The sequence below is a fragment of the Streptomyces sp. NPDC099050 genome (genome assembly GCF_044759865.1).
GTDB lineage: Bacteria > Actinomycetota > Actinomycetes > Streptomycetales > Streptomycetaceae > Streptomyces.
Genome location: NZ_JBIWAE010000003.1, coordinates 180,103 through 206,003, shown reverse-complemented (window position 1 = coordinate 206,003; position 25,901 = coordinate 180,103). Strand labels below are relative to the sequence as shown.

13 protein-coding genes are annotated in these 25,901 nt (G+C 71.8%); 8 read left to right on the top strand and 5 right to left on the bottom strand.

What is annotated here, in order from left to right; all coding sequences use genetic code 11:
• Positions 1–111: 111 nt before the first annotated feature.
• Positions 112–5,385: a DEAD/DEAH box helicase gene (locus ACIQV3_RS06855; RefSeq protein WP_403710459.1), complete on the bottom strand. Its 5,274-nt coding sequence runs from the start codon at positions 5,383–5,385 to the stop codon at positions 112–114.
• 245 nt (positions 5,386–5,630) lie between these two features.
• On the opposite strand from ACIQV3_RS06855, the gene ACIQV3_RS06850 reads away from it, so the two are divergent.
• From ACIQV3_RS06850 to ACIQV3_RS06830, 5 genes are read left to right on the top strand one after another with little or no spacing between them, the layout of a single operon-like run.
• Positions 5,631–6,614 (top strand): serine/threonine-protein kinase, encoded by a 984-nt coding sequence (locus ACIQV3_RS06850; RefSeq protein WP_403710457.1) that lies wholly within the window; start codon positions 5,631–5,633, stop codon positions 6,612–6,614.
• A 60-nt stretch (positions 6,615–6,674) separates the two neighbouring features.
• On the top strand, positions 6,675–8,243 hold the full coding sequence (locus ACIQV3_RS06845; protein ID WP_403710455.1) for a TIGR02677 family protein: 1,569 nt from the start codon (positions 6,675–6,677) through the stop codon (positions 8,241–8,243).
• Positions 8,240–9,478 carry a TIGR02678 family protein gene (locus ACIQV3_RS06840; RefSeq protein ID WP_403710453.1) on the top strand — a complete coding sequence of 413 codons (1,239 nt, stop codon included), beginning with the start codon at positions 8,240–8,242 and terminating at the stop codon, positions 9,476–9,478. Before ACIQV3_RS06845 ends, ACIQV3_RS06840 begins: the two co-directional genes overlap by 4 nt.
• Entirely contained in the window at positions 9,475–13,611 is a 4,137-nt protein-coding gene (locus tag ACIQV3_RS06835; protein WP_403710451.1) for a TIGR02680 family protein, read from the top strand. The genes ACIQV3_RS06840 and ACIQV3_RS06835 overlap by 4 nt, the downstream gene beginning before the upstream one ends.
• On the top strand, positions 13,602–14,852 hold the full coding sequence (locus tag ACIQV3_RS06830) for a TIGR02679 family protein (RefSeq protein WP_403710448.1): 1,251 nt from the start codon (positions 13,602–13,604) through the stop codon (positions 14,850–14,852). Before ACIQV3_RS06835 ends, ACIQV3_RS06830 begins: the two co-directional genes overlap by 10 nt.
• A gap of 3 nt (positions 14,853–14,855) precedes the next feature.
• On the opposite strand, the gene ACIQV3_RS06825 is transcribed toward ACIQV3_RS06830, so the two are convergent.
• Entirely contained in the window at positions 14,856–15,305 is a 450-nt protein-coding gene (locus ACIQV3_RS06825) for an Lrp/AsnC family transcriptional regulator (protein WP_250742902.1), read from the bottom strand.
• Between the two features lie 136 nt (positions 15,306–15,441).
• On the opposite strand from ACIQV3_RS06825, the gene ACIQV3_RS06820 reads away from it, so the two are divergent.
• Positions 15,442–16,452, top strand: a complete 1,011-nt coding sequence (locus ACIQV3_RS06820; protein WP_403710446.1) for an asparaginase — start codon at positions 15,442–15,444, stop codon at positions 16,450–16,452.
• 214 nt (positions 16,453–16,666) lie between these two features.
• Here the strand turns inward: ACIQV3_RS06820 and meaB are convergent, their stop codons facing one another.
• From meaB to ACIQV3_RS06805, 3 genes are read right to left on the bottom strand one after another with little or no spacing between them, the layout of a single operon-like run.
• The gene (gene meaB / locus ACIQV3_RS06815) at positions 16,667–17,653 is read right to left on the bottom strand and encodes a methylmalonyl Co-A mutase-associated GTPase MeaB (RefSeq protein WP_403710444.1); all 987 of its coding nucleotides are present in this window, start codon (positions 17,651–17,653) and stop codon (positions 16,667–16,669) included.
• 8 nt (positions 17,654–17,661) lie between these two features.
• Positions 17,662–19,842 (bottom strand): methylmalonyl-CoA mutase, encoded by a 2,181-nt coding sequence (gene scpA, locus ACIQV3_RS06810; RefSeq protein ID WP_403710869.1) that lies wholly within the window; start codon positions 19,840–19,842, stop codon positions 17,662–17,664.
• Positions 19,843–19,862: 20 nt separating this feature from the next.
• The gene (locus ACIQV3_RS06805) at positions 19,863–21,719 is read right to left on the bottom strand and encodes a methylmalonyl-CoA mutase family protein (protein WP_403710442.1); all 1,857 of its coding nucleotides are present in this window, start codon (positions 21,717–21,719) and stop codon (positions 19,863–19,865) included.
• A 434-nt stretch (positions 21,720–22,153) separates the two neighbouring features.
• Between ACIQV3_RS06805 and ACIQV3_RS06800 the strand changes: the two genes are divergently transcribed.
• Both ACIQV3_RS06800 and ACIQV3_RS06795 read left to right on the top strand, forming a co-directional pair.
• Positions 22,154–23,980, top strand: coding sequence for a zinc ribbon domain-containing protein (locus ACIQV3_RS06800; protein ID WP_403710440.1), 1,827 nt, complete (start codon positions 22,154–22,156; stop codon positions 23,978–23,980).
• A gap of 915 nt (positions 23,981–24,895) precedes the next feature.
• Positions 24,896–25,846 carry a TauD/TfdA dioxygenase family protein gene (locus ACIQV3_RS06795; protein WP_403710438.1) on the top strand — a complete coding sequence of 317 codons (951 nt, stop codon included), beginning with the start codon at positions 24,896–24,898 and terminating at the stop codon, positions 25,844–25,846.
• The last annotated feature ends 55 nt before the right edge of the window (positions 25,847–25,901 follow it).

Below are 25,901 nucleotides of genomic sequence, written 5' to 3'. Positions count from 1 at the left end.
GCCTTCCGGGTGGGTGCACGGGGATGTCTGGGCTGTACGGGTGTGGAGCGGTCGGCCGACGGGACGCGAACCCGTCGGCCGACCGCTCCAGGACGGGCGTCCGGCCCCAGGTCAGCGGCGTGGTTCGCCGAACACCTGAGGGTACTCGGCGACCTTCTTCGACCAGTCGTCGTCGTACCGGACCCGGATCACTTCCCAGCCGAAGTCCCTCAGCCTCTCCTCCGCCTCATCGTCACGCAGCGTGATGTCGGAGTGGTCGTGGTGCGGGCCGTCGATGAAGACGGCGATCGGGCCGAACCCGGTGTCGTACACGAAGTCCGGCTTGCACAGGGCCTCGCGCACCTTCATCTGCTGGTGGTCGGGGAGCCGGTGCCCATGCGACTTCAGGTAGTCGACGAAGCGTTCCTCAAGGCGGGAGTCGGCCCCCTGCCTGAGCGAGTCCGCGTGTTCGTCCCGCGACCGGCCCGGGGTGCTGGCGCCGACGCTGCCGCCCGCGAAGGACTGCAGCAGTTCGCTCACGAGGTGGCGGTCGATGGCGCGGTGGTGACGCTGGTTCCCGAAGGAGAGCAGACAGTCGTAGCAGCCCCGCTGGCACGGGTCTCCATTGCTCTTCTCCTCGCCGCGGTCGCGGCCCAGCTGGTCGAAGTGGGCGATCTCCAGGGCCTTGCGGGCGGCCCGGGCCAACGCGTCCGGCTCGGCCTGGAGGCGCCGGAGCACCCCAGCGCCGCCCTCGGCGCTCTCGATGAACAGCAGCCGCTCGCGAGGACCCTCGAAGGGCGGCAGCTCCTCCGTGTCGAGTTCGGAGTCCTCCAGCTGGAACTCGGCCTCAATCCCTCTCTCCAGGGCGTACTGGAGGGTGACGGCGGTGTCCCGGTCGACCGGCTCGGCCAGCTTGACGACGAGGATGTTGCGGGTGTCCTGCACGTACGGGATCACAGGCATCTTGCGGTTCGCCTTCTCGGCGTCCGCGAGGCCCTCCTGCTCCTGGAGCGGCTCCCGCCCGCCCTGCTTGGCGGTGCTGCCGGCGAGCCACTCCCCGGTCACCGGATCCATCCAGAAGCCGATCTCTCCCTTGCCGACGGACCGGCGGTAGCCCAGGTTGGTGAGCCGGACCGTGGCGCTGTCCCCGTAGGCCAGCTCCGCGAGGGCGCGTCCGGACGCGCCCTCGGCCGTGGCCCGCAGTGAACCGTCCCGGCCGTCCTCGTGCTTCTTGAACCGGTAGGAGATCTCCACCTTGTAGCCGGTGCGCTGACGCTCCTCCTCGTCGGAGGAGATCCGGTCGCGGCGGTGGGTGAAGACGGTGTGCAGGTGCAGCAGTCCGGTGCGCGCGTCACCGAGGTTGCTGTCGCAGCCCTCGCAGGTGTCCTCACGCAGTTCCTCCGGGGACAGATAGCCGCAGCGTCCGCAGACCTTCGCGCTTTCGGTGGTCAGCTCGCCCGCGGTGTCCGGGGGCAGCTGAACCCGGTCCACCTTGTAGCGGCTGCCCTCGTGGTAGATCAATGCGCCGGGCCCGAATTCGCGGATCGCGATGAACCTGGACCGCTGCAGATAGTCGCCGTCATAGCCGCCGCGGCTAGTGTTGCCCGTGCCCGGGATGTAGGCGGCGAGCGGCAGCCGGGGGAAGGAGTAGCCCGGCAGGAAACCCTCGGAGGCGAAGTAGCGGTACGGGAAGAAGTCGGACATCACGGTCCGCTCGCCGCCCTGCTCGTTGCGGAGCAGTGCGAGCTGGTTCTCGGCCTGGGCCCGGCGGCGCTTGGCCTGGTCCTTGGAGCGGCCGGTGGCGGTGCGGTTGAGGATGTTGTCGTGCTGGATCTCCCGCTCTTGAAGGGCGCGCCTGAAGAGGTTCGTCCAGCGCCCGCACGCCTCGCGGAAGCTGCCCGGTGCGGCCTCGACGGTCTGCTCCAGCCACTGCTCGTGCCACCAGGAGGTGGCCTGCAGCACGTCGAGGCTGCCGGCCAGGACGGTGCGGGCCCGGGCGAGCGCTCGTCGCCGGGCGCCCTGGTCGTCGATCTTCTCGGCCACCGAGGGCATCACCGTGAGCGGGGGATTCTTGCCGTCGGCGTCGAGCAGCAGGGTCATGCTGGTCCCGAGGTCGAGCCTGGTTTCGGCGAGCCAGATCGCGTGCACGTGGGAGACGAGCAGATCCTCGTTGCCCAGGTCGAGCCGGGGCGGGGCGACGGAGCCGGCCACCATCTGCTCGCGCCGGGTGAAGTAGTACTGGTCGTGGCTGTTGCCGGTGGCGCAGTACGTGGTGACGAGCGCGGGCTGTCCGCTGCGGCCCGCGCGGCCCGAGCGCTGCGCGTAGTTGGCGGGTGTCGGCGGTACGTTGCGCAGGTTGACCGCGTTGAGGCTGGCGATGTCGACGCCGAGCTCCATGGTCGGCGAGCAGTACAGGAGCGGCAGCCGGGTGCCCTCACTGAACAGGTCCTCCCGTTGCTGGCGGACCTCGGGATGGACCTGGGCCGTGTGCTCGGCGGCGTGCAGACCGGCGAAGGTGACGGCGATGTCCTGGTAGAGGCGCTTGAAGAAGGCGTTGACCCGGGGGCCGCGTTCATCGCGGTAGGTGCGGCGCAGCCGGTCCACCGCACCGTGGTCGTCGTCGCGGGCATGCCAGCGGATCACCGTGTGGTTGATCTGGTAGCCAGGCTCCTCCCCCCGCCCCTGGGAGACCTCGGTGAGGACCCCGCCGGCCGCGAGGACGGCGAGAAGATCGCGGATGACGTTCTGGGCCTCGTCCAGTGAAAGCCCGTGCCCCCAGTCGGGGAAGGTGGCGGACTTGCGGACATGGCGACCGAAGGCGCCGCGGCCGGTGAGGTTCAGCTCGCTGCGGCCCCGACCGGTGCGGCCGGGGCGTCCGGCCCGGGCGACGGCGACACCGGCCGTCGGCGGTGCCGCCTCCGTGTCGGCGATTCCCCACGCGTCGTTGAGGCGGGCCGAGTCCTTGCGCAGTTCGGCGAATTTGGCTTCGGTGAAGTAGGGGGTGTCCACGGCGCGGCGGCGGCGCAGCTCTTCCATGAGGACCGTCGACAGCCGGCGGCGGACCTCGGGCGTGGCCGTTCGCAACGGGCCCGCGGCGTTCTCCCACCGGTCCTCGGCGCCCGCGATGGCCTCCAGGCCTCCGTATTCCAGGCCGAGCAGCCCGGTCTGCTCCAGGTTGGGCATGGTGACCCGCCAGCCGCGCTCCAGATCCAGGAACAGGCGGTACTCGGCGATCGAGGCCAGTGCTTCGCGCGTGCCCTCGGCCAGCTCCTCAACCTCGGTGGCCTTGGCCGCGTACTCGTGCGGGGAGAGACCCATCGCGGCCACCACCTCCTCGCCGAGCCGCTTCCAGCGCAGTCCCTTGTCGCCTGCCGCGACCATCGCCCGGTAGAGGGCCCCGCGCAACTGGCTCACCATGACGAAGTCGTTGAAGTGCCCCGACTGGAGGCTCGCGTCCTGCCGGTTGTCGACGAAAGTGAGCAGCTTGCGCGCGTCCTTCTTGAGCTCCGAAGGAGGGATGCTTTTCAGGTGACGCACGATGGAGGCACTGATGACCGAGGTGGCGGTCGAGCGGCCCTCCTGGTCGAGGGTCATCAGCTTGGCGAAGTCCTGTTCCCTGACCTGCTCGTAGCTGGTGCCGCATTCCAGGCAGAAGAGGAACGGGGCAGGCAGGTAAGCCGCGTACAACCCGCCGTTCGCCTTGCCCCCGCCGGTACCGTCCGGGCGCACCCACACAGGCTGCGGCGCCCGCTTGCGGCGGCTGGTGGTGAGTATGGGCGCGTCCTTGCGCTCGTCGAAGGTGAGCCAGCTGTCGGGGAAGCGCCGTTGCTCGATCGCGTCCTTGACCTGTTCCGGCCACGGGTTGACGGCCGAGACGTACAGGTACCCCTGCTCGTCGTCCTCGTCCTCCCGGGTGCGGAAGGACAGACTGCCGTCGTCGCGCTGATCGCGGGCCACCGCCATGTACTCCTGCCCGCACTCGCGGCAGAAGGAGAGTGGAAGCAGCAGTTTCTCGGGGGCGTTCGGGACACGCTGCTGATACGTGCGGGTGATGTGGCGGTCGCTCTCCTGCTCCAGGGAGACGTAGACGGAGCCGCCCTTGGACAGGAACTGGTGCAGCCTGAAAGCGAAGAGCGGACGGTTGTCCTCGGGGCCGCGGGCGTGTGAGCCGGCCTGGAGGGTGGCCCGGATGGCCTCCGCGCAAGCGTCGTACCACCGCTCCTCGGGATCGCCGGCGTCGATGTCGAACGCTTCGGAGCGCAAGCGCCGGGCGGCATCCTCCACGGTGACAGGGTCGGCGCGCACCAGGAGCGTGCTGCCGTCCTCGTCCTCGGTCTCGACCAGGCCGAAAGTGCGCTCGATCCACCGGGCCAGCGGATCGGCGGCCAGCCGCTCGTACTCCGCCGGAGGGTCGTTCTCCCGTACGCATGCGGCGAGTTCGACCGCCGTGGGCTCGGTTTCACCAGTCGCCCGTACGAGGGTCTCGCCGACGACCCGGTCCGGGGAGATCTCCGTGTCGAAGAGGGTCGAGGCGACCCGGGCGACCTCGCGGCGGCGCGAGGCAGGAGTGCCGCCGGTGGCCATCGTCGCGGACGTGCCGACGCACTGCAGATCCGGCGACTCGCAGGCCTCGCGTACCCGCCGTACCAGCAGGGCGACGTCGGCGCCCTGCCGTCCGCGGTAGGTGTGCAGCTCGTCGAGGACGAGGAAGCGCAACCCCTTGGCCGCCCCGATGAGCGCCTTGCGCTCCTCGGGCCGGGTAAGCATCAGCTCCAGCATCACGTAGTTGGTGAGCAGGATGTCAGGCTGCGACCTTCGGATTGCGTCCTTCTCGGCCTTCCCCTCCTGGCCCGTGTAGCGGGCGTAGGTGACCGGCTCGTTCCCTTTGCCGTATCCGGCGGTGAGGAATTTCCTCAGCTCGCGCTCCTGGCTGTTGGCGAGGGCGTTCATGGGGTAGACGATGATCGCCTTGATTCCGGGCGCGGCACCGGCTTCCTTCTCGCGCAGTACCCGGTCGACGATGGGCACGATGTAGCCGAGGCTCTTGCCGGAGCCGGTGCCGGTGGTCAGCACGAACGAGGACCTCGACGCGGCCGCCTCGATCGCTGCCCGCTGGTGCTGGTGGAAGCGGATCGGGCGGACCTCCTCGCCCTGATCGTCCTTGCCGGTGCGGAAGATGCTTGCGCACTCCGGGTGCAGCAGTCCGGCCGGGTGCGCGAGATCGTCGACCGACCCGCCGGGCGCGAAGCTCGGGTTGAGGGAGAGGTAGGGATCGGGCCACTGGTCTCCGTCGGCGAACGACTTCGACACCTTCTCGTCGATCCGGGGATCATCGATCACCACCGACCCCGAGGTGTACTCCTTGTAATCCCGGATGAGCTGCCGGTGCACCTTGAAGACGTCCACGTGATCCCCACTCGTTCCAGAAGCGGTCAGGGGGCAAAGGTAGCCACCCGCTGCCCGCAGCGCGCCGTACCCCTTGAGCGTACGTCGCACATCACACCATGATGCTGTGAACTCAGTCAATGGATGTTCGATGCGGTGGTTGGCGCACGGTTGCGCCGCGCACATGTCACACTCTCCCCGATGTGTCCGCCCTGCGGCCGCATCGGGCCACGGACAAGACCGACCCGGACGGAGTCGCCCCGTACATGGACATCGCATCTGTGATCGCCAAGCGCTACCGGATCAAGCAGGAGATCGGATCCGGCGGGATGGGTGTCGTCTGGCTGGCCCATGACGAACACCTGGGGCGGGACGTCGCGCTCAAGACGATGAATGTCCCACCCGGTCTGACCCAGGGGGAGCGGGCTCGGGACGCCGAGCGGTTCCAGCGCGAAGCCCGGGCCGCCGCCCGTCTCGACCACATTGGCATCGCGACCGTTTACGACCTCGGCGAGGAGGGGGGAACTCGTTTTCTCGTGATGCAGTACGTCACGGGAATCGACCTTGAGGATCGGATCGCCGAACAGGAACGGCTGAGCGTCCACGAGACGGCGTCGGTCGGGGTCCAGATCGCGTCCGTCCTCGGCTCCGTGCATGCCCGCAACATCGTTCACCGCGACCTCAAGGGCCGCAACGTCGTCATTCGCACCGACGGCGTGGTCAAGGTTCTCGACTTCGGCGTCGCCGCCTTCCTCGACCCCGGCACGGCCAAGCTCACCACCACCGGCCAGCGCCCCGGCAGCCTGGAGTGCATGGCTCCCGAACAGGTGTTGGGCAAGCCGGTCGATCACCGAACCGACCTGTATGCCCTGGGCTGCCTGCTCCACAAGATGCTCGCCGGCACGCCTGTCTTCGAGCACCGCTCGGAACTCATGCTTCCCGGCCTCATCCGTGAATGCCCGCCCGTTCCGCTGCGCGACCTGTATCAGGACATCCCCAGCGACCTCGAAGCTCTCGTACTCCAACTCCTCGCGAAGGATCCGCGCGATCGCCCTGCCCATGCCGGCGAGGTCTGGCAGCGGCTCGCGCCCTGGCTCCCCGGCCGCGGTGACCCGGAGGCGGCGCTCACCCCCTGGGCCGAGGTTGATCCACTGCGCCCCTTCCAGCACCCGATGGGGCCGGATGCGCGGCCGGTACGTGCGTGGGCGGACGCGCGGCGTTCCCGCGCGAGCACACCGCGCGGGGTATGAACCAGCCAAGTGCTTTCGTACCTGGCTGTGGCTCTGCGTAGTGCGGGACAATGGCTGGCGATGACCGTCACCGCCGCCGCCCCGGAACCACGACCGGACGGCTACAGCCCCTTCGTGCACCTCACCGTGCAGAACACCGTTCTCTACCGTCAGGTGATGCGGGCGTTCGTCATCGCCAAGGAGCGGTTCGCGGTGCATCTGCGGCCCGAGGACGTGTACGCCGCGCTGCCCGCCGAGGCGCGGCCGGCGGAGCTGGACGCCGTGGTGAAGGCGCTGGACAGCCTCGTCGGCTGGGGCAATCTCCGTGCCGACCCCGATACCGCCCGGGTCACCGCCGTCGAAGACTTCTACCGGAAGCGGTTCATCTACCAGCTCACCCGGGCCGGGGAGGCCGCCGAGGAAGCGCTGGGTGTGTACGACGAGGCGCTCGGGCGGCGCGGCGCGCTGCAGGCCGTGGCCCTGCACGACATCGTCACCCAGTTGCGGGCCCTCCTCGTCCTGGCAGCCGAGGAACAGCCGGATCAGGCCAAAACGCACCTGGCGCTTGACGCACTGGCGAGCCGGTTCGCCGCCCTCGCCGACAACGCCCGCGCGTTCATGGGGTCCCTGCAGCGGACCATCGATCTCCACGACGTCGAAGAGGAGGTCTTCCTCGCCTACAAGGACCGGCTCATCCAGTACCTGGAGCGGTTCATCCAGGATCTGATCACCCTCGGCGGACGCATTGCCCGGCTGATCCTGGAGCTGGAGGAGGATGGGAGCATCCGGCCGTTGCTGCGTGCCGCCGCACGGCGTGAGGCCGTCGACGCCTCGCCGGAGGAGGCCGACCATGCCGAGCGGGAAGCGTACGACCGCTGGACCGGGCGCTGGTCCGGGCTCGCCGGCTGGTTCATCAGCCGGGACGGGCGTGAATCACAAGCCAGGCTGCTGCGCGGCCGGGCCCTCGGCGCGATTCCTCAGCTCCTGGCCGTCGTGCGGTCGTTGAACGAGCGCAGGGCCGGGCGTTCCGACCGGTCCGCCGACTTCCGTACCCTCGCCCGCTGGTTCGCCGAGGCCCCGGACGACGACGACCGGCACCGGCTGTGGCGCACCGCTTTCGGGCTGTACCCCGCCCGGCACCTGACCGTCGACGCCGACACCCTGGCCGCCCGCACGGCGCTCCCGGTCCCCGCCGCCACCCCCTGGGCCGAGGCCGAGCCGCTGCGGATCAGCCCCCAACTGCGCCGTACCGGCAGTTATGAGCGGCGCGGCAAGCCCCGCAAGGTCGGGGACCGGGAGGAGCCGCGCCGCCTGCTCGCCGAGGTGGCCGCCAAGCAGGCCGCCGAGACCGCGGCGGCCCGCGCCCGGCTCGTCACCGGCGGAAGCACCCGGCTCTCAGGACTCGGCGAACTCGACCCGGTCTCCTTCGGGCTCTTCCTCCAGCTGCTCGGCGACGCGCTGGCCACCTGGCGGCCCGGTATGCGGCACACCGTGGCCACCAGCAACGACGGCTCCATGGAGATCCGGCTCAGCGCGCTCGCCGACGGAGGCACCGCGGAGATCCGGACGGCAGGCGGCGTCTTCCGCGGCCCCGACCACCTCATCGAGATCATCGACCTGACGGACACGGACGGAGACGGAGACCGGTGAACAGCACTCCGCTCGCCGAGGTGCTCGACGGCCAGCACGCCGCCGACCTCCGCAAGGCGGCTCGCGCCCTGCTCAAACAACCTCTCCTGCTCGCCCGCGGCCGGCATGCCGACGAGTTCAGCCTCGTCCGCCGGCACGCCTCCGAACTGCGGGAATGGTTCGACCGCAATACCGGCTGGTCACTCCAGACGGATGCCGAGGCCGCCCGCCTGCGGAAGATCCCCGGCGTCCTCACCGACCCCACCCACCCCGCGCGGGAGACCACCCGCGCCGCCGCGCCCTTCACCCGCCGCCGCTACGTGCTGTTGTGCCTCGCCCTGGCCGCCCTCGAACGCGGCGAGGCGCAGATCGCCCTCGGCCGGCTCGCCGCCCAGGTCGTCCTCGACGCCGCCGACCCCCACCTCGCCCGCGTGGGCATCCAGTTCACCCTCGACCGCCGCGACGAACGCCTCGACCTCGCCGCCGTCGTACGGCTCCTGCTCGGCCTCGGCGTGCTGCGGCGCGTCGCCGGCGACGAGGAGGCCTACGTCAGCGGAGCCGGCGACGTCCTGTACGACGTGGAACGGCGGGTGCTGGCCGGGCTGCTCGCCGCGCGTCGCGGCCCCTCCACCGTGCACGCCGAGACCCTCGCGGACCGCCTCACCGAACTCGTCGCCGAGACCGCCCTGGACAGCGACGAACTGCGCTTTCGCGCGATGCGGCGCTCGCTGACCCGCAGGCTCCTGGACGACCCGGTCCTGTACTACGACGAGTTGTCCGACGCCGAGCTCGGCTACCTCACCCGGCAGCGGGGCTTCCTCACCGCCCGTATCACCGAACTGACCGGGCTGGTCCCCGAGGTACGTGCCGAAGGCATCGCGATGGTCGACCCGGACGACGACCTCACCGACGTCCGGATGCCCGAGCAGGGCACCCACGGCCACGTCACGCTGCTGCTCGCCGAGCACCTGGCCGCGGCGGGCGGCCCCGTCTCCACCGACCAACTGGCCCTGCGCGTCCGGGAGCTCGCCGCCGAGCACGGCGGATTCTGGGCCAAGTCCGCCCGAGAGCCAGGTATGGAAGCCGAACTCGTGGAACAGGCCGTCGCCCGGCTCGCCGCCCTCGGGCTGGTCTCCCGTACGGCCAACGGCGTGGCGCCGCGCCCGGCCCTCTGCCGGTACGCGGTCGGCGAGACCGTCGTACGGGAACCAGGCACCGCACGTATGCCCGCGCAGCGAAAGGCAAGCACGCCGTGACCCGCCTCCCCGAACCCCTGCGCGCCCGTTGGCAGCCCCTGCGCATCGGACTCGTCGACCTCTTCCACTACGACGTGGAGGAATTCCACTTCCGGGACGGGCGCCTGCTCCTGCGCGGGAACAACGGCACCGGCAAGTCCAAGGTGCTCGCCCTGACCCTGCCCTTCCTGCTCGACGGGGACCTCGCCTCCCGCCGCGTCGAACCCGACGGCGACCCGGGCAAGCGGATGGAGTGGAACCTGCTCCTCGGCGGCGAGCACCCGCACTCCGAGCGGCTCGGCTACACCTGGATCGAGTTCGGCAGGCTCGACGAGGCCAGCGGCGAGCGGCACTTCCGTACGCTGCTCTGCGGACTCAAGGCGGTCAGCGGGCGGGGCATCGCACGCCATTGGTACGCGCTCACCAACCAGCGCGTCGACCACCGCCCGGGGGACCCCGTCGAGCAGGCAGAGGCATCCCTCAGCCTGCTCGACGCCACCGGAACGGCCCTGTCCAGGGACCGGCTCGCCGAGGCCGTCTCCGGGCACGGCCTGGTCTACGACCAGGCCAAGACCTATCGCAGGGCCATCGACGAGGCGCTCTTCGGGCTCGGCGAGCAGCGCTACGGCGCCCTGGTCGACCTGCTCATCCAGCTGCGCCAGCCGCAGCTGTCCAAGCGCCCCAACGAGGCGGCCCTGTCCCGAGCCCTCACCGAGGCGCTGCCGCCCATGGACCAGGCGGTCATCGCGGACGTGGCCGAAGCCTTCCGCTCCCTGGACGAGGAGAAGGAGGAATTGGCTGCCGCCTCCGCCGCCGAGCGGGCCGCCGCGGCCTTCCTGGACCACTACCGGCGCTACGCCAAGATCGCCACCCGCCGGCGCGCCCGACTCCCGCGCGGCGAGCACTCCCGCTACGAGCACCTTCAGCGGGACCTCGCCGAAGCGCAGGCCCAGCAGACCCGCGCCCAGGAGGCAAGAGCGGCGGCGGAGGAGCGGATCGCCGCCCTGGAGGAGACACAGGCGCGCCTGCGGGCCCAGGACGCGGCCCTGCGCGAGGGCCCCGAGATGCGCAGTGCCCGGGAGTTGGAGCAGGCGGCCATGGCGGTGGAGCGGACCGTCCGCGCCCTGGACCGTGCCCGGGACGACCGGGACCAGGCGGCGGGCCTGCACACCCGGGCCCTCGGACGGCTCGGCGCGGCCGAGAACCGGCTGGGCGCCGCCGACCGGCTGGCCGAGGAGACCTTCCGCAGGGCACAGGAGTTGGGTGCCGCCGCACGGATCGACCTGCCCGGGGACGACGGGCTGCCGGAGCCGGAACTGCGGCGCGCGGCGGAGCACTCGATGGACCGAGGGCAGCGTGCGCTCGCCCACGCGGAGGGCCTCGCGGAGGAGGCCGAGCGGGCGGCCCAGGGGCAGCGGCAGGCAGCCGTCCGCCTCGACGAGGCGGACGCCGACCTAGACCAGACCACCGCGGCGCAGGGCCAGGCCGAGGAAGCCGCCGCACGGGGGGGACGGGCTCTGCTAAACGATGTACGGGAACACGCGCGTGCCTGGACGCAGCTGGTCTGCCCCGACCTGGCCGGTCTGCTCGACGAACTCCACGAGTGGACGCGGCACCTCGACGGGCCCTACCCGGCCCGCGTGCAGGCGGCACGAGCCTACAGCGCGGCCTCGGCGCAACTGGCCGACGAGGCGGCCGAGGCGGCGCGCCGGACAGCGGAGCTGGCCGCACGCACCGGCCTGGTCCGCGAGGAGATCACCGCGCTGGAGGCAGGCGGTCGACGACCCCCCCCGCCTCCGCCCACCCGCACGCCCGGCCTGCGCGAGCGGCTTCCCGGCGCACCGCTGTGGCGGCTGGTGGACTTCCACGACGGCCTCCCGGAACAGGATCGCGCCGGACTGGAGGCGGCGTTGGAGGCCTCCGGGCTGCTGGACGCCTGGGTGCTGCCCGACGGCTCCGCCCTCGCCGCCGACGGGCACGACGTACTCCTCGCCCCGACGACCGGGCCAGTGGACGGGCTCTCGCTCGGGGGTCTGCTGCACCCGGCCGTGGACGGCGGCGACGTGCGGGCCGCGGCGGTGGGCGAGGACACTGTGGCGCGGCTGCTCGCCGCCATCGGCGCGGGAGGGGAAAGCGGAGCCCGCACGTGGGCGGGGGTGGACGGGCGGTTCCGCGTCGGGACCCTCACCGGACGCTGGGCCAAGCATGCCGCCGAGTACGTAGGCGAGGGGGCTCGGGAGGCGGCGCGGCGGGCCCGTATCGCCGCCCTGCGCACCGAACTCGACCTGTTCCAGCAGGAGTCGGACGCGGTAGCAGCACACTCCGAGGCGGTTGCCGCGCGCCGCCGCACCCTCGACGCCGAGCTGGCCGGCGTACCCGACGAGAGCACCCTCACCCGGGCGCACGCCCAGGTGACCGCTGCCGTCGAGTCGGTGCGTCGGACGCGCTCACGGCGCGAGGAGCGCGCCGCCGACCTCCTGGCGGCGGCCGGGCGGGCCGACGGGGCCGCCGCCGAACTGGCGGGGACCACGGCCGAACTCGGTTTGCCCGCCGACCGTGACGGCCTTGCCGGCGTGCGCCAGGCCCTCGGTTCCCTCGCCGTGGCCCTGGCCGCCCTGTGGCCGACCCTGCGCGAACGCGCTGAGGCTGACCGCCGGGCGGTGGAGGAGCGGGCAGAGGCCGCTCGGGCCGAGGAGCGGACCGCCGAACTCGCCCTGCGCGCCGATGCGGCCGGGCACGAGGCGGCGGCGGCCGACGAGCGGCACGCCACGCTGCGCTCCACCGTCGGCGCGGCCGTCGCCGAACTCGAACGACGGCTCACCGAGACCGCCGAAACCCTGCGCGCCTGCGACGCGGACCAGCGGCTCAGCCGCAGGCGCCATGGCGAGGCCGACCGGGAGGCGAGCAAGGCCGAAGGGCGCATCGAGCAGTTGGAGAAGGGCCTGGTGGAAGCGGCCGAGGCGCGTGCGGAGGCCATCGCGGGGCTCCAACGGTTCACCATCACCGGCCTGATCGCGGTCGCCCTGCCGGACCTCCCGGTGCCGGCCGCGGGTGACGGCCCCTGGGCGGCCACCCCGGCAGTCGCGCTCGCCCGCTCCATCGAGTCCGGGCTGGCGTCGGCCGACGACTCGGACAGCGCCTGGGAACGCGTACAGCGCCGGCTGAGCGAGGAACTCAAGACCCTTCAGGACACGCTGTCCCGGCACGGGCACACCGCCTCTGCCCGGATGGTGGAGGACGGCATGGTCGTCGACATCGTCTACCAGGGCCGCGAGCGCGCCGTACCCGAACTCGCCGCGGCGCTCACCGCCGAGGTCGGCGAACTCACCCGCATTCTGTCGGCCCACGAGCGGGAGATCCTCGAAACCCACCTGATCACCGAGGTCGCGGGAACCCTTCAGGAACTCATCGGGGCCGCCGAACGCCAAGTACGCGACATGAACGCCGAGCTGGAGGACCGCCCCACCTCCACCGGCATGAAACTGCGGCTGGTCTGGCGGGCCTCCCGCAGGGCACCCTCCGGCCTCGCCCCGGCCCGCGAGCGGCTACGGCAGTCCGCCGACGCCTGGACCCCTGAGGACCGGACGGCGGTGGGCGAGTTCCTCCAGACCCAGATCGCCCGGCAGCAGACCGACGACACCTCCGGCAGCTGGCTCGAACACCTCACCGCCGCGCTCGACTACCGTTTCTGGCACGAGTTCACGGTCGAGCGGCACCAGCACGGTCGCTGGGTTCCGGCCACCGGCCCCGCCTCGGGCGGCGAGCGGGTCCTCGCGGTATCCGTGCCCCTGTTCGCTGCTGCCTCCTCGCACTACGCGAGTGCGGGCAGTCCGTACGCGCCGCGCCTGGTCACCCTCGACGAGGCGTTCGCGGGAGTCGATGACGACTCACGTGCCAAGTGCCTGGGGCTGCTGCACGCCTTCGACCTGGACGTGGTGATGACCAGTGAACGCGAGTGGGCCTGCTATCCGGAGGTGCCCGGCATCGCCATCGCCCAGCTGTCCCGGATCGACGAGGTGGCGGCCGTACTGGTCACCCGCTGGGAGTGGGACGGGACGCGGCGGCTGCGCCGCGAGGAGCCCGTGCGGGACGAGGGAACGCGTACGCATCCGGTGGTGGAGGCTGTGCCCGGTACGGAGCGCTCGTGGACCTGACCTCCGGGCCCGAGCCCACTCCAGTGGACGAGGCCAGGCTGCGCCGCCTGCTCGGCGATCCTGATCTCGCCTGGCTGGTCGAGCGGGCGCGCCGGCGGATGGAGCGTGAGCAGCCGCTCGCCGGTCCGGTATCGCTCGGTGCGCCGACCGCCGGGCAAAGGGCCGCGGCCGAGCGGCTCCTGGGCCGGCTCCCCGGGAACGGGCGCTCCTTGCACGTCCGGCTCGACGAGGTGGACGCCGTTCTGCGCCGCTCAGGCACGTGCTCCGACGGGCTGGCCGTTGCCGTGGCGGTCCTCACCGGCTCGGTCGTCCCGCTCGGTGCCGCCCGCGAGGCCGAGGAAAGGGCATGGCAGGAGGCGTATGCCCCGATCGACTCGCTCCTGGACGAGATTCCTGCCCTTGCCGGTTGGGCCGCCCGGCTCCGTGGAGACGGTCTGGTGCGGCGCCTCGCGGGAACCCCCGCCGACGCGAGCAGCCTTCTTGGCCGGGCCGCCACGGCCCTGCGCGCCCTCCCTGCGGACCCACCTGTTTCGGTGGCGGCCTTCGCGGCCCGGATCCTGGGCAGTGCCCACGCCCTGGACGATGGCACCCCGCAGGCCACCGTCACCCTGGGCGGCATCCGCGCGCTGACCGGATTCCCCGAGGGGACGGGTGCCGAATGGCGTCGGGAGGCGTGGGCATCGGCGGGCCTGATGCGCGACGCACTGTCCTCGACCGTCCTCACCCTCAACCTGAGGGGTACACCCGCTCTGGACTGGGCGGCGGATGAGGGCGAGCCCGCCGTCCTGACCTTGCGACAACTCATCCGCCACCCTTTTGCCGCTTCCGCCCCGGTAGTGCGGATCTGCGAGAACCCGGCCGTACTCGCCGCCGCAGCCGACCTTCACGGCCCGAACTCCGCACCCCTCGTGTGCCTGCAGGGGCAGCCGTCCACAGCGGCACTCAACGTCCTGCGCCAACTCCACGCGGCCGGAACCACGTTCCATTACCACGGCGACTTCGACTGGGGAGGTCTGCGCATCGCCTCGGCTCTGCTCCGCCATGTTCCGTGGCAGCCTTGGCGCTACACGGCAGCCGACTACCGCGCCGCGGCGCACGCAGGCCTCAACGGCCTGCCGCCGCTCGCCGGGCAGCCGACCGGGGCGCCCTGGGACCCGGACCTACAGCACGCCCTCATGGAGCTGGGCGTCCGTGTCGAGGAGGAGACGGTGCTCGACGTGCTGTTGGCCGACCTAGTGTGAGGGTCAGACCGGGAGGCCCGTCGGTTCCTTGATGCGTTTCATGATGATCTGGGAGTTGACCTCCGTGACGCCCGAAAGGGCTGTGAGCTGCTCGATCCAGAGGCGTTCGTACGCGCGGAGGTCCGCCACCGCGATGCGCAGGAGGCAGCCGGGGCTGCCGAAGAGGCGGTAGGCCTCGATGACGTCGGGGATGTCCTGGAGGGCGGCTTCGAAGGCTTCCACGGCCTCGCGGTCGCGGCGGACCTCCACGGAGACCAGGACCTCGAAGCCGCGGCCCACGGCTTCGGGGGAGATCACCGCGCGGTAGCCCTGGATGATCCCTTCCTCTTCGAGCTGGCGGACCCGGCGCATGCAGGGGGAGGGGGTGAGGCCCACGCGCTGGGCCAGCTCCTGGTTGCTGAGCCGGCCGTCCGCCTGGAGCTCGCGCAAGATTTCTTTGTCGATCGCGTCCATTGCGCAATTATCACGCATGTTTTGTTGCGGGGGTGGGTGAGATCGCAATCGCATTGCGCGTAGATCGTCCTACCATTGCTGTTTGTAGAAAATCTGTACGGGCCGTTTCGGGCTGGGTGAGGGAAGGGTCGTGGCCATGGGGCGCATCGTTGTCATCAGTACGGGCGGGACGATAGCCAGCCGCTGGCAGGGTTCCGGTTTCGCGGCCGATGCGGACGGGGCCGAGGTCATGGCCACCGCGCCGCTGCCCGAGGGCGTGAGCGTCGAGGTCGTCGATCTGTTCAGCGTGAACAGCCCGCGGCTGACCACCGCGCACCAGCTGACCTTGCTGCGGACCGTGCACGAGGTGCTCGCCGACCCGGGTGTGGACGGGGTCGTGGTCACGCACGGTACGGACACGCTGGAGGAGTCGGCGTTCCTGGTGGACCTCCACCATCATGACGCGCGGTCCGTGGTCTTCACCGGCTCGCAGCGGCCCATGGGTGCGGCGGACGGGGACGGTCCGGGGAATCTCTACGATGCCTTGCTGACCGCGTCGAAGACGCGCGGGCTCGGCGTCCTGATCACGTTCGCGGGCCGGGTGCACGCGGCCCGGGGGACCGTGAAGGCGCAGGCGGTGGCGCTCGACGCGTTCGCCGACCCGTCGAAGGAACTGCTGGGGAAGGTCGGATTCGGCAAGGTCACCGTGCTGCGGACGCCGGTGCGGCCGGAGCCGCTGCCGCTGCCGGCGATGCCGCAGGCTCCGGAAGGGCCGCCGCGGGTGGATGTCGTGGTGCACCACGTGAGCGGCGACGCGGTGCTGCTGAACGCCGCGGTGGCGGCGGGGGCCCGGGGGATCGTGCTGGTCGGGACGGGCGCGGGGAACGCGACCCCGGAGGTTGTCGACGCCGTGAAGGCGGCCGTCGCGGACGGCGTGCTGGTGGCGCTGACCACGCGGGTCGCGGCCGGGCCGGTGACGGAGATCTACACCCACGGGGGTGCGGTGGATCTGGTCGCGGCCGGGGCCGTGCCGACGGGGACGCTGCGGGCGCCCCAGGCGCGGGTCGCGGTGCTCGCGGCGTTGCTCGCCGCGGGGGACGCGGAGGAGCGGGTGCGGGTGCTCCGGCGGGTGCTGGCCACTGGTGGGCCCGTGCTGGTCGCCGCCTGACCCTGGCGGGTCGGGCCAGTGCTGTGGGTGCGTGATTCCGGGGCGGGGTCGGGGGTGCCGCTGCGCGGGGCTTGCTCCCCGCCCCGCCCTTTCTCCGTTTCCCGGGGCTCCGCCCCGGACCCCGCGCCTCAAACGCCGGCGGGGCTGGATTCGGCCGCCCCGGACCCCGCGCCTCAAACGCCGGCGGGGCTGGATAGGGGTGGCGTTCCCCCCGTCAGGAGTCCGTGAAGGCCGCCAGGAGGCGGTCCGCCGCCAGGGTGGGGGTCAGGGTGCCCGCCCGGACCTCTGATTCCAGGGCCGGGGCCAGGTCCCGTACCGCCGGGTTCGAGCGGAGGCGTTCCAGGAGTTCGTCGCGGACCATCGACCAGGTCCACTCCACCTGCTGGGCCGCGCGCTTCGCCGCCAGGCGGCCGCCCGCTTCCAGTAGCCGGCGGTGTTGTTCCAGCCGGTTCCAGACCTCCTCCAGGCCCGTGGATTCCCGGGCGCTGCACGTCAGGACCGGCGGGGTCCACGCGGCGTCGGCCGGGTGCATGAGGCGCAGGGCGCTGGAGAGTTCGCGCGCCGCCGACTTCGCGTCGCGCTCGTGCGGGCCGTCCGCCTTGTTGACGGCGAGGACGTCGGCCAGTTCCAGGACGCCCTTCTTGATGCCCTGGAGGCCGTCGCCGGTGCGGGCGAGGGAGAGGAGGAGGAAGGAGTCGACCATGCCGGCGACCGTCGTCTCCGACTGGCCGACGCCCACCGTTTCGACCAGGACCACGTCGTAGCCCGCCGCCTCCATCACGATGATCGATTCCCGGGTGGCCTTCGCCACCCCGCCCAGCGTCCCCGCCGAGGGGGACGGGCGGACGAAGGCCGCGGGGTCCACGGAGAGGCGTTCCATGCGGGTCTTGTCGCCCAGGATGGAGCCGCCCGTACGGGTGGAGGAGGGGTCGACGGCCAGGACCGCGACGCGGTGGCCCAGACCCGTCAGCAGCGTGCCGAAGGCGTCGATGAAGGTGGACTTCCCGACGCCCGGCACGCCACTGATGCCGATCCGGCGCGCCCGCCCCGCGTGGGGCAGGAGCTCCGTCAACAGGCTCTGGGCCAGGGCCCGGTGCGCCGGCAGGGTGGACTCGACGAGGGTGATCGCGCGCGCGATGAACGCACGCTTCCCGTCGAGCACGCCCTTCGTGTAGGCGGGGATGTCGATCCGGGGCGGCACGGCGGCGCCTACAGCTCGTGGCCCAGGTCCGCGGCGAGCCGCGTCACCAGGTCGTGCGCCGCGTCCGGGATGACCGTGCCGGGCGGGAAGACGGCCGCCGCGCCCATGCCGAGGAGCGTGGGGACGTCCGCCGGCGGGATGACCCCGCCGACCACGATCATGATGTCCGCGCGGCCCTCCTCGGCGAGCGCCTCGCGCAGTGCCGGTACGAGGGTCAGGTGGCCCGCGGCCAGCGAGGAGACGCCGACCACGTGCACGTCGGCCTCGACGGCCTGGCGGGCCACTTCCTCCGGCGTCTGGAACAGCGGGCCGACGTCCACGTCGAAGCCGAGGTCGGCGAAGGCGGTCGCGATCACCTTCTGGCCGCGGTCGTGCCCGTCCTGGCCCATCTTGCAGACCAGGATGCGCGGCCGGCGGCCCTCCGCCTCCTCGAACCGGTCGACGAGCGTACGGGTGCGCTCCAGGGACGGGGACTCGCCTGCTTCGGTGCGGTACACACCCGAGATCGTACGGATCTGGCTCGCGTGCCGCCCGTACACCTTCTCCAGGGCGTCCGAGATCTCGCCGACCGTGGCCTTCGCGCGCGCCGCGTCCACCGCCAGGGCGAGGAGGTTGCCGTGGCCGCGCTCCGCCGCGTTCGTCAGCGCCCGCAGGGTGTCCTGGGTGACCGCCTCGTCGCGCTCCTCGCGCAGCCGCCGGAGCTTGGCGATCTGCTGGGAGCGGACCGAGGAGTTGTCCACCTTGAGGACGTCGATCTGCTCGTCCGTCGCCACCCGGTACTTGTTGACGCCGATCACCGGCTGGCGTCCCGAGTCGATGCGGGCCTGCGTGCGGGCCGCCGCCTCCTCGACGCGGAGCTTGGGGATGCCCGCGTCGATGGCCTGCGCCATGCCGCCGGCCGCCTCGACCTCCTGGATGTGCTGCCAGGCCCGGCGCGCCAGGTCGTACGTCAGCTTCTCGACGTACGCGCTGCCGCCCCACGGGTCGATCGAGCGGCAGGTGCCCGACTCCTGCTGGAGCAGGAGCTGGGTGTTGCGGGCGATGCGCGCGGAGAAGTCCGTCGGGAGGGCGAGGGCCTCGTCCAGGGCGTTGGTGTGCAGCGACTGGGTGTGGCCCTGGGTGGCCGCCATCGCCTCGATGCAGGTGCGGGTGACGTTGTTGAAGACGTCCTGCGCCGTGAGGGACCAGCCCGAGGTCTGCGAATGGGTGCGCAGGGACAGGGACTTGGCGTTCTTCGGGTCGAACTGCTTGACCAGGCGCGCCCACAGGAGGCGGGCCGCGCGCAGCTTGGCCACCTCCATGAAGAAGTTCATGCCGATCGCCCAGAAGAAGGACAGGCGCGGGGCGAAGGCGTCCACGTCCAGGCCGACGGCCTGGCCCGCCCGCAGGTACTCCACACCGTCCGCGAGGGTGTACGCCAGCTCCAGGTCGGCCGTGGCCCCGGCTTCCTGGATGTGGTAGCCGGAGATCGAGATGGAGTTGTAGCGGGGCATGTTCTGCGAGGTGAAGGCGAAGATGTCGGAGATGATCCGCATCGAGGGCTTCGGCGGGTAGATGTAGGTGTTGCGGACCATGAACTCTTTGAGGATGTCGTTCTGGATGGTCCCGGCGAGCTTGTCGGGCGAGACGCCCTGCTCCTCCGCCGCCACGATGTAGAGGGCGAGGACCGGCAGCACGGCGCCGTTCATCGTCATCGACACCGTCATCTTGTCCAGCGGGATGCCGTCGAAGAGCTGGCGCATGTCGTAGATCGAGTCGATCGCCACGCCCGCCATGCCGACGTCGCCCGTCACGCGCGGGTGGTCGCTGTCGTAGCCGCGGTGCGTGGGCAGGTCGAAGGCGATCGACAGGCCCTTCTGGCCGGAGGCGAGGTTGCGCCGGTAGAAGGCGTTGGACTCCTCGGCCGTGGAGAAGCCCGCGTACTGCCGGATCGTCCAGGGCTGGTTGACGTACATCGTCGGGTACGGGCCGCGCAGGTACGGGGCCACACCCGGGTAGGTGTGGAGGAAGTCCAGGCCTTCGAGGTCGCGGCCCGTGTACAGGGGCTGTACGCCGATCCCCTCGGGGGTCTCCCACAGCAGCTCGGCGGCTCCCGAGCCGGTGGACTCCTTCAGCGCGGTGCGCCACTGGTCCTCGGAGCCGGCCGCCGATGCCCCGCCGTCCAGCGGGAGTTCGGAGAAGTCGGGGATGCGGGGGGTGCGGTCGCTGCTCAAGACGCGACTCCCATCCGGTCGAGTACGGAGGACAGCACGGCGATCGCGTCGCAGCCGGCGAAGACGTACTCGTCCACGGCCGTCTCGGCGGTGCCGGGCCTGCCCGCGAGGAACACGGTCGTCGCGCCCGCCGAGCGCAGGGCCGCGGCCACCGCCTCGGCCTGCTCCTCGTACAGCGCGTCACTGGAGCACAGCACGGCCATGCCGTCGGCGCCGCTCGCCGCGTAGGCCGCCGCCGCCGTCTCCGGAGTCACCGACACGGGGTCGTGGACCGGGGTGATGCCGCCCGCCTGGAACAGGTTCGAGGCGAAGGTGGCGCGGGCGGTGTGCGCGGCCGCCGGGCCCAGGGCCGCCAGGAAGACGGTGGGCCGGGCTCCGGTCGCCTCCAGGTGTACGTCGCTGCGCGCGCGCAGGGCCTCGTACGCTTCGCCCCGCCGCACGCGCGGCAGTCCACCGGTGAGCGGGGCCGGCGCGGGCTCCCGTACGACCGGCTTCTCGGAGAGGTGCGGGAACTCGCTGACCCCGGTGACCGGTTCGCGGCGCGTGGCCAGCTTCTTCGAGCGCGCGGCCCAGGTGGCGGCCAGGCGCTCGGCGACCAGGCCGGAGCGCAGGGCGGCGGCCTGGCCGCCCGCCTTCTCGATCGTCTGGAAGAACTCCCAGGCAGCGTGGGCGAGTTCGTCCGTGAGCTGCTCGACGTAGTACGAGCCGCCGGCCGGGTCGATCACGCGGGCCAGGTGGGATTCCTCCAGCAGGATCGTGGAGGTGTTGCGGGAGATGCGGCGCGCGAACGCGTCGGGCAGGCCGAGCTCCTGGTCGAAGGGGAGCACGGTGACCGCGTCCGCGCCGCCCACGCCCGCCGCCATGCAGGCGACGGTGGTGCGCAGCATGTTCACCCACGGGTCGCGGCGGGTCATCATCACCGGCGAGGTCACGGCGTGCTGGCGCTGGGCGCCGGCCGCCGGGGCCCCGCAGGCCTCGGCGATCCGGGCCCACAGCCGGCGGGCGGCGCGCAGCTTGGCGATGGTCAGGAACTGGTCGGCGGTGGCGGCGTAGCGGAACTCCAGCTCGCCGAAGGCGGCCTCGGTGCTCAGACCCGCCTCGGTGAGGGCGTGCAGGTAGGCGACCCCGGTGGCCAGGGACAGCCCCAGCTCCTCGGCGGCGCTGCCGCCCGCCTCGTGGTACGGCAGGGCGTCGACGGTCAGGGCGCGCACGTGGGGCCAGGCGGCCGTCTGCGCGCCGAGCGCGGCGGCCTCCGCCAGGTCGAGCGCCTCGCCCGTCCGGGCCTCGTGGCCCAGCGGGTCGGCGCCGAGGGAGGCGTGGGCGGCCTCGGGGGCCACCCCGCGCTCGGCGTACAGCGCGAGCAGGGCGCGGGCGGCCTCGGCGAACTGGGCGCCGGGGTCCAGGGAGACGGGCGCGAGATCGAGATAGACCCCCTCCAGCGCCCGGCCCAGGCCCTCGGCGGGAAGGCCGGCGTCGCCGACGGCCAGCCACAGCGAGGTGGTGCCGTTCTCCAGGTCGGCCAGGGCCGCGTCGTTCACCCGTACGGGGTCACGGCCCGCGATCCGCTGGCGCACGTCCCAGCCCGAGGCGGCGCCGCCCTCGGCGCGTCCGCCCCGTACGAAGGGCGCGAATCCGGGGAAACCGGTGTCGGGCGCGGCTTCGGGCGCGGTGTACAGCGGACGGGTGGTGAGCCCGTCCTCGAGCTTCGTGGACAACGCGTCTTCCGCTGCCTCGCCGGAAACTTCCTTGCCCGACTTGCGCAGCACGCCCTCTACCAGGCGCTGCCACTGCTCATGCGTCGCGTCAGGGAATTCGGCGGCCAAGGAGAGCCCGTCATCAGGCAGGACCGTCATGGCTCGAATGTTAGGGGGGTCCTTGTGAACGACCTATAACCACCGGATGTGATCTCCCCCTCTCATGTGAGTCGGGAGGGGTCACGGAAGAGCGGGGCGAGCAGGACGGTCGCGCGGAGGCTCACGTAGTTCCTCAGGGATCCGTAGTGATTGTGTTGTGTTCGCCGCGGTGTCCGTGCGGTGTGGGGTGCCGGATGTGGGTTCGTGGGTCGAATGGGTGACCTTTCGCGCGTGGTGTCGTTGATCGGATGACAGCACTGGCGGCAGGGAGGTGGGCGTTGAGTCGCAAGGTGTCGCTCGCCGTGGGTCAGGCCGCCCGGACTGCTTGTGCCCGTGGTGTGTTGCGGACGGGCGTGGACGAGGAGACCGGTGAGCTGTTGGCGGTCTCCGTGCTGGCGGAGCGGGTCGGCTGGGCCGCCGGACTGGTGACCGCCATGGTCACGGAGCTGCTGGCCGACCGGTGGAAGCCCGCCGATGTGGATGTGCTGGCATGCGGGGAGGACGCGGCCGGGCGGAAGCTGCCGTCGAACGCGTGGATGGCTCTGCGTCGTCTGGGCTGGGGCGGCTCGCCGCCCGAAGGTATTCGGGTCAATGACCGGATCGTCCGCATGGCACAGGAGCAGGCCGGACGCTTGCTGCGGTCGGCGAAGTGGCGCGCCGACCTGACCACCGGGGTACTCAAGGTGTGGCCCGCCGATCCCGGCAGGCGTACGCCCGAGGAGTGGGACGCGGTGCGTGAGGCGGTGTCGGGCGGCCGGGATCTGCCGTCCAGTGTCATCACCTCCCGCACTCGGCAGATCGCCGCGTTCGCCAGGAAGCACGACCGGATGCCCGCCGATCTGTTCGAGATGGAGGCCGCGCCCACGGCAGCGCGGTTGTTGCTGCTGTCGGCGTGCGACGGGCAGCAGGCCACCATCGAACGGGCGAATGAGCCGGGCCGTGCGCTGTTGCGCTTGCAGCTTCCCACCCGGGCAGACCCGCGGTCCTACCGGGACTGGACGTGGGTGTCCTGCCCCATCACGCTGCCCGCGACGGTCCCGGCGGGCGCGGTGCTGCACCTGCCCACCCTCCGCCTCCACCAGGGCCGCGTCCGCGCCGATCTCGCCTACACCCACCCGGTGCCGAAAGCGGCCCGCAGCGGGCATACGGTGGCGCTCGGTGTGGACTGGGGGCTGAACACCCTGCTGTCCGCAGGCGCGGCCCGGCTGCACGAGGACGGGCGGATCAGCGCACTCGGATCCGGGGCAATGTTCCGGACGGCCGGAGTCCTCGCGAAACAGCACCGTCTACGGCGGCAGGGCGAGTACTTGCACGCCAAGGCCAGCCACTACAAACGGCTCACCACAGGTGACGAACAGCACCCGCTGGCCGCCAAACACACCATTCTGAGCGACGAGATCGCGCACGTCTCCGCGCGCCGGTCCAACCTCAACGACGCATTGGCGTGGGCGGCCGCCCGGTGGGCAGTGGACCAGGCCGTCACGGCAGGGGCGACTGTCATCTATGTCGAGGACCTCCGCTCGATGGAAGCCCGCGGCATGGGCCGCACCATGAACACCCGGCTCTCCCAGCAGGTACGCGGGCAGATCGTGGAGCGGATGCGGCACGTGGCAGCCGAGACGGGCATCGCCGTCGTCACCGTCCCCGCCCGCAACACCTCCAAACACTGTCCGCGATGCCTCACGCCGTTGCGGCACCGCAAAGCCCCCGACCGGCCCACCACACCCGGCTGGAAATGGGCCACCTGCCCGAATATCGACTGCGGCTGGCAGGGAGACCGCGACCAGGGCGCCTGGCAGCGCATCGCAGCACGCGGCCTGGCCCACCAAACCAAGACCGTCACCGACCGCACTACAGGCGCCATGACCATCCGCGCGGTCCTCGACACGCTCGAAGCGGGCGCCGTCATCACACCCACCGCCCCGAAGACCAGCCGACGGGACCGGTCCAAGACCGGGCCCACCCGGCACAAGCAAACACGTCCGACGCCCAGGCGACGCCGGACACCCTCCCCCGTCGGGCCTTCGGGCCCGGCAGGCCAGCGTCCGGAGGGACACGCTCACACGGACCGGAGACGGCTGCCCCGCGCAGCCCACCGGCACCAGGACGTGACGACGATCAGCACACCCACCACCAGCCGACACCGGCCACGAGGAGCGGCACTGGGCGCGGGATTCCACCTCTACGCCCATGCCACCCCTCCACGGTGGGAACACATCCTCGAACCAGACGCTATGTCTGGCACAGGATCACTAAGCTGATCAGAGACGCTACCGGGAGTACGACGGGTCCCGCGTGTGGCGCGACGCTCCGCTGCCTGTAGCGCTCGCGGTCGCCGGCCACCTCGCGGAGTTCGCGGAGCAGGTCAAGGGTCCGGATCAGCGCGCTGAGCAGGCCTTCCCTTGCCCCGGCCCGTTGTCCCCGTCCGTCGCGGTGGCGTGGCAGCTCCATTGCGGCGGCGTGAAATACGGCCACGGATTCCAGTTGTGGCCGGGGTAGCTGGATCGGTGAAAGAGCAGGTCGCAGGGGGTGTGGGCGGGCTCCCGGGGGCGGCGGCGAGCGTGTTCAACGGGGTTGACCGGGGGTGGGGGCGCTGGCAGTCTCCGGGACATGACCGCGACCGAGTTCCTCGCCCCGCGGCTCCACACCCCCGGCCTCTGTACCGCGCCGGGCGAGTGTCAGGGCCGTCGTTGTACGGCCCCGCGCAGTTCCTGAGCGTCTGCGCCCCTGAGCGTCTCTGCCCCTGAGTCTCTGAGTCCTTGAGCCTCTGAGTCCCCGAGTGGCTGGGCGTTCGTGCCCCGTCGTCCGGAGTGTGCGTAGGGGCTCGCGCGCCGTCTCACCGGCGGATGGCGGTGGGGCTCCGTGGTTCAGGCCGATCGTCTCCGAGCGCCGCCCGCTCACACCCGTCGCCTGCCGACGGCTCCCCGTCGAACCTCGCCGGCGGCCGGCTCTCACCCGTCGAACCTCGTTGCCTTCCGGCTTTCACCCGTCGGACCTCGTTGCCCTGCGGCTCCCGCCCGCCCGTCCGCTCGCCGGACGTCGTACCCCGCCGATTCGGCCGCCCGCCGGACGTCGTACCCGTCCCACCCGTCCGTAGTCCGTCTTCCCCGGCCGGATCTCCGTCGTCCTCGCTTCCCCTCATTTCTACCTCTGCGGAAATAAACAAGGAGCCCCTCATGTCCACTGCCACCCGCACCGACCTCACCGTCACCAAGATCGGCGGCCGCATAGGCGCCGAGATCGGTGGGGTCCGGCTCGGCGGCGAGCTCGAAGGCGAGGCCGTCGCCGGTATCAGGGCCGCGCTGCTCGCCCACAAGGTCGTCTTCTTCCGCGGTCAGGACCACCTCGACGAAGACGGGCACGAGGCCTTCGCCCAGCTGCTCGGCGCGCCCGTCGCCCACCCCACCGTGCCCTCCGCCGACGGGCGTTACGCGCTCGGCATCGACTCCCACCACGGGGCCCGCGCCAACCAGTGGCACACGGACGTCACCTTCGTCCCCGCCTACCCCGCCTTCTCCATCCTGCGCGCCGTCACCATCCCGCCGTACGGGGGCAACACCCTGTGGGCCAACACGGCCACCGCGTACGCCGGTCTGCCCGAGCCGCTGCGCGTCCTCGCCGACAGCCTGCGCGCCGTGCACTCCAACGAGTACGACTACGCGGCTCTGAAGCCCGATGCCCTGCCCGAGGCCCTGGCCCAGTACCGCGAGGTGTTCACCTCGACCAAGTTCCTCACCGAGCACCCGGTGGTCCGGGTCCACCCCGAGACCGGCGAACGCACCCTGCTGCTCGGCAACTTCGTCCAGCGGATCAACGGGCTCACCGGCCGCGACTCGCGTCTCCTCCAAGACCTCTTCCAGGCCCACATCGAGCTCCCCGAGAACACCGTCCGCTGGCAGTGGCGGGCCGGTGACGTCGCCATCTGGGACAACCGCGCCACCCAGCACTACGGCGTCGACGACTCCGACGACCACGAGCGCACCCTGCGCCGCGTGACGGTCGACGGAGACGTCCCGGTCGGCCCCGACGGGGTCCCGTCCCGGCTGATCAGCCCGGAGACCGTGCCGGACCCGGCCTTCGGCATCGCGTCCGGAGCCTCCACCTCCGCCTCCGCCCCCGAAGCCTGAGCCGGACAGAACCCCGAACGCCCCGAACGCCCCTGAACCACCCGTCTCCCCGTCT

Excerpts from the sequence above, each read along its gene's own strand:
- ACIQV3_RS06850 (WP_403710457.1), top strand. The coding sequence starts at position 5,631 with ATGGACATCGCATCTGTGATCGCCAAGCGCTACCGGATCAAGCAGGAG.
- ACIQV3_RS06845 (WP_403710455.1), top strand. The coding sequence starts at position 6,675 with ATGACCGTCACCGCCGCCGCCCCGGAACCACGACCGGACGGCTACAGC.
- ACIQV3_RS06825 (WP_250742902.1), bottom strand. The coding sequence starts at position 15,305 with ATGGACGCGATCGACAAAGAAATCTTGCGCGAGCTCCAGGCGGACGGC.
- ACIQV3_RS06820 (WP_403710446.1), top strand. The coding sequence starts at position 15,442 with ATGGGGCGCATCGTTGTCATCAGTACGGGCGGGACGATAGCCAGCCGC.
- ACIQV3_RS06805 (WP_403710442.1), bottom strand. The coding sequence starts at position 21,719 with ATGACGGTCCTGCCTGATGACGGGCTCTCCTTGGCCGCCGAATTCCCT.
- ACIQV3_RS06800 (WP_403710440.1), top strand. The coding sequence starts at position 22,154 with ATGGTCACGGAGCTGCTGGCCGACCGGTGGAAGCCCGCCGATGTGGAT.
- ACIQV3_RS06795 (WP_403710438.1), top strand. The coding sequence starts at position 24,896 with ATGTCCACTGCCACCCGCACCGACCTCACCGTCACCAAGATCGGCGGC.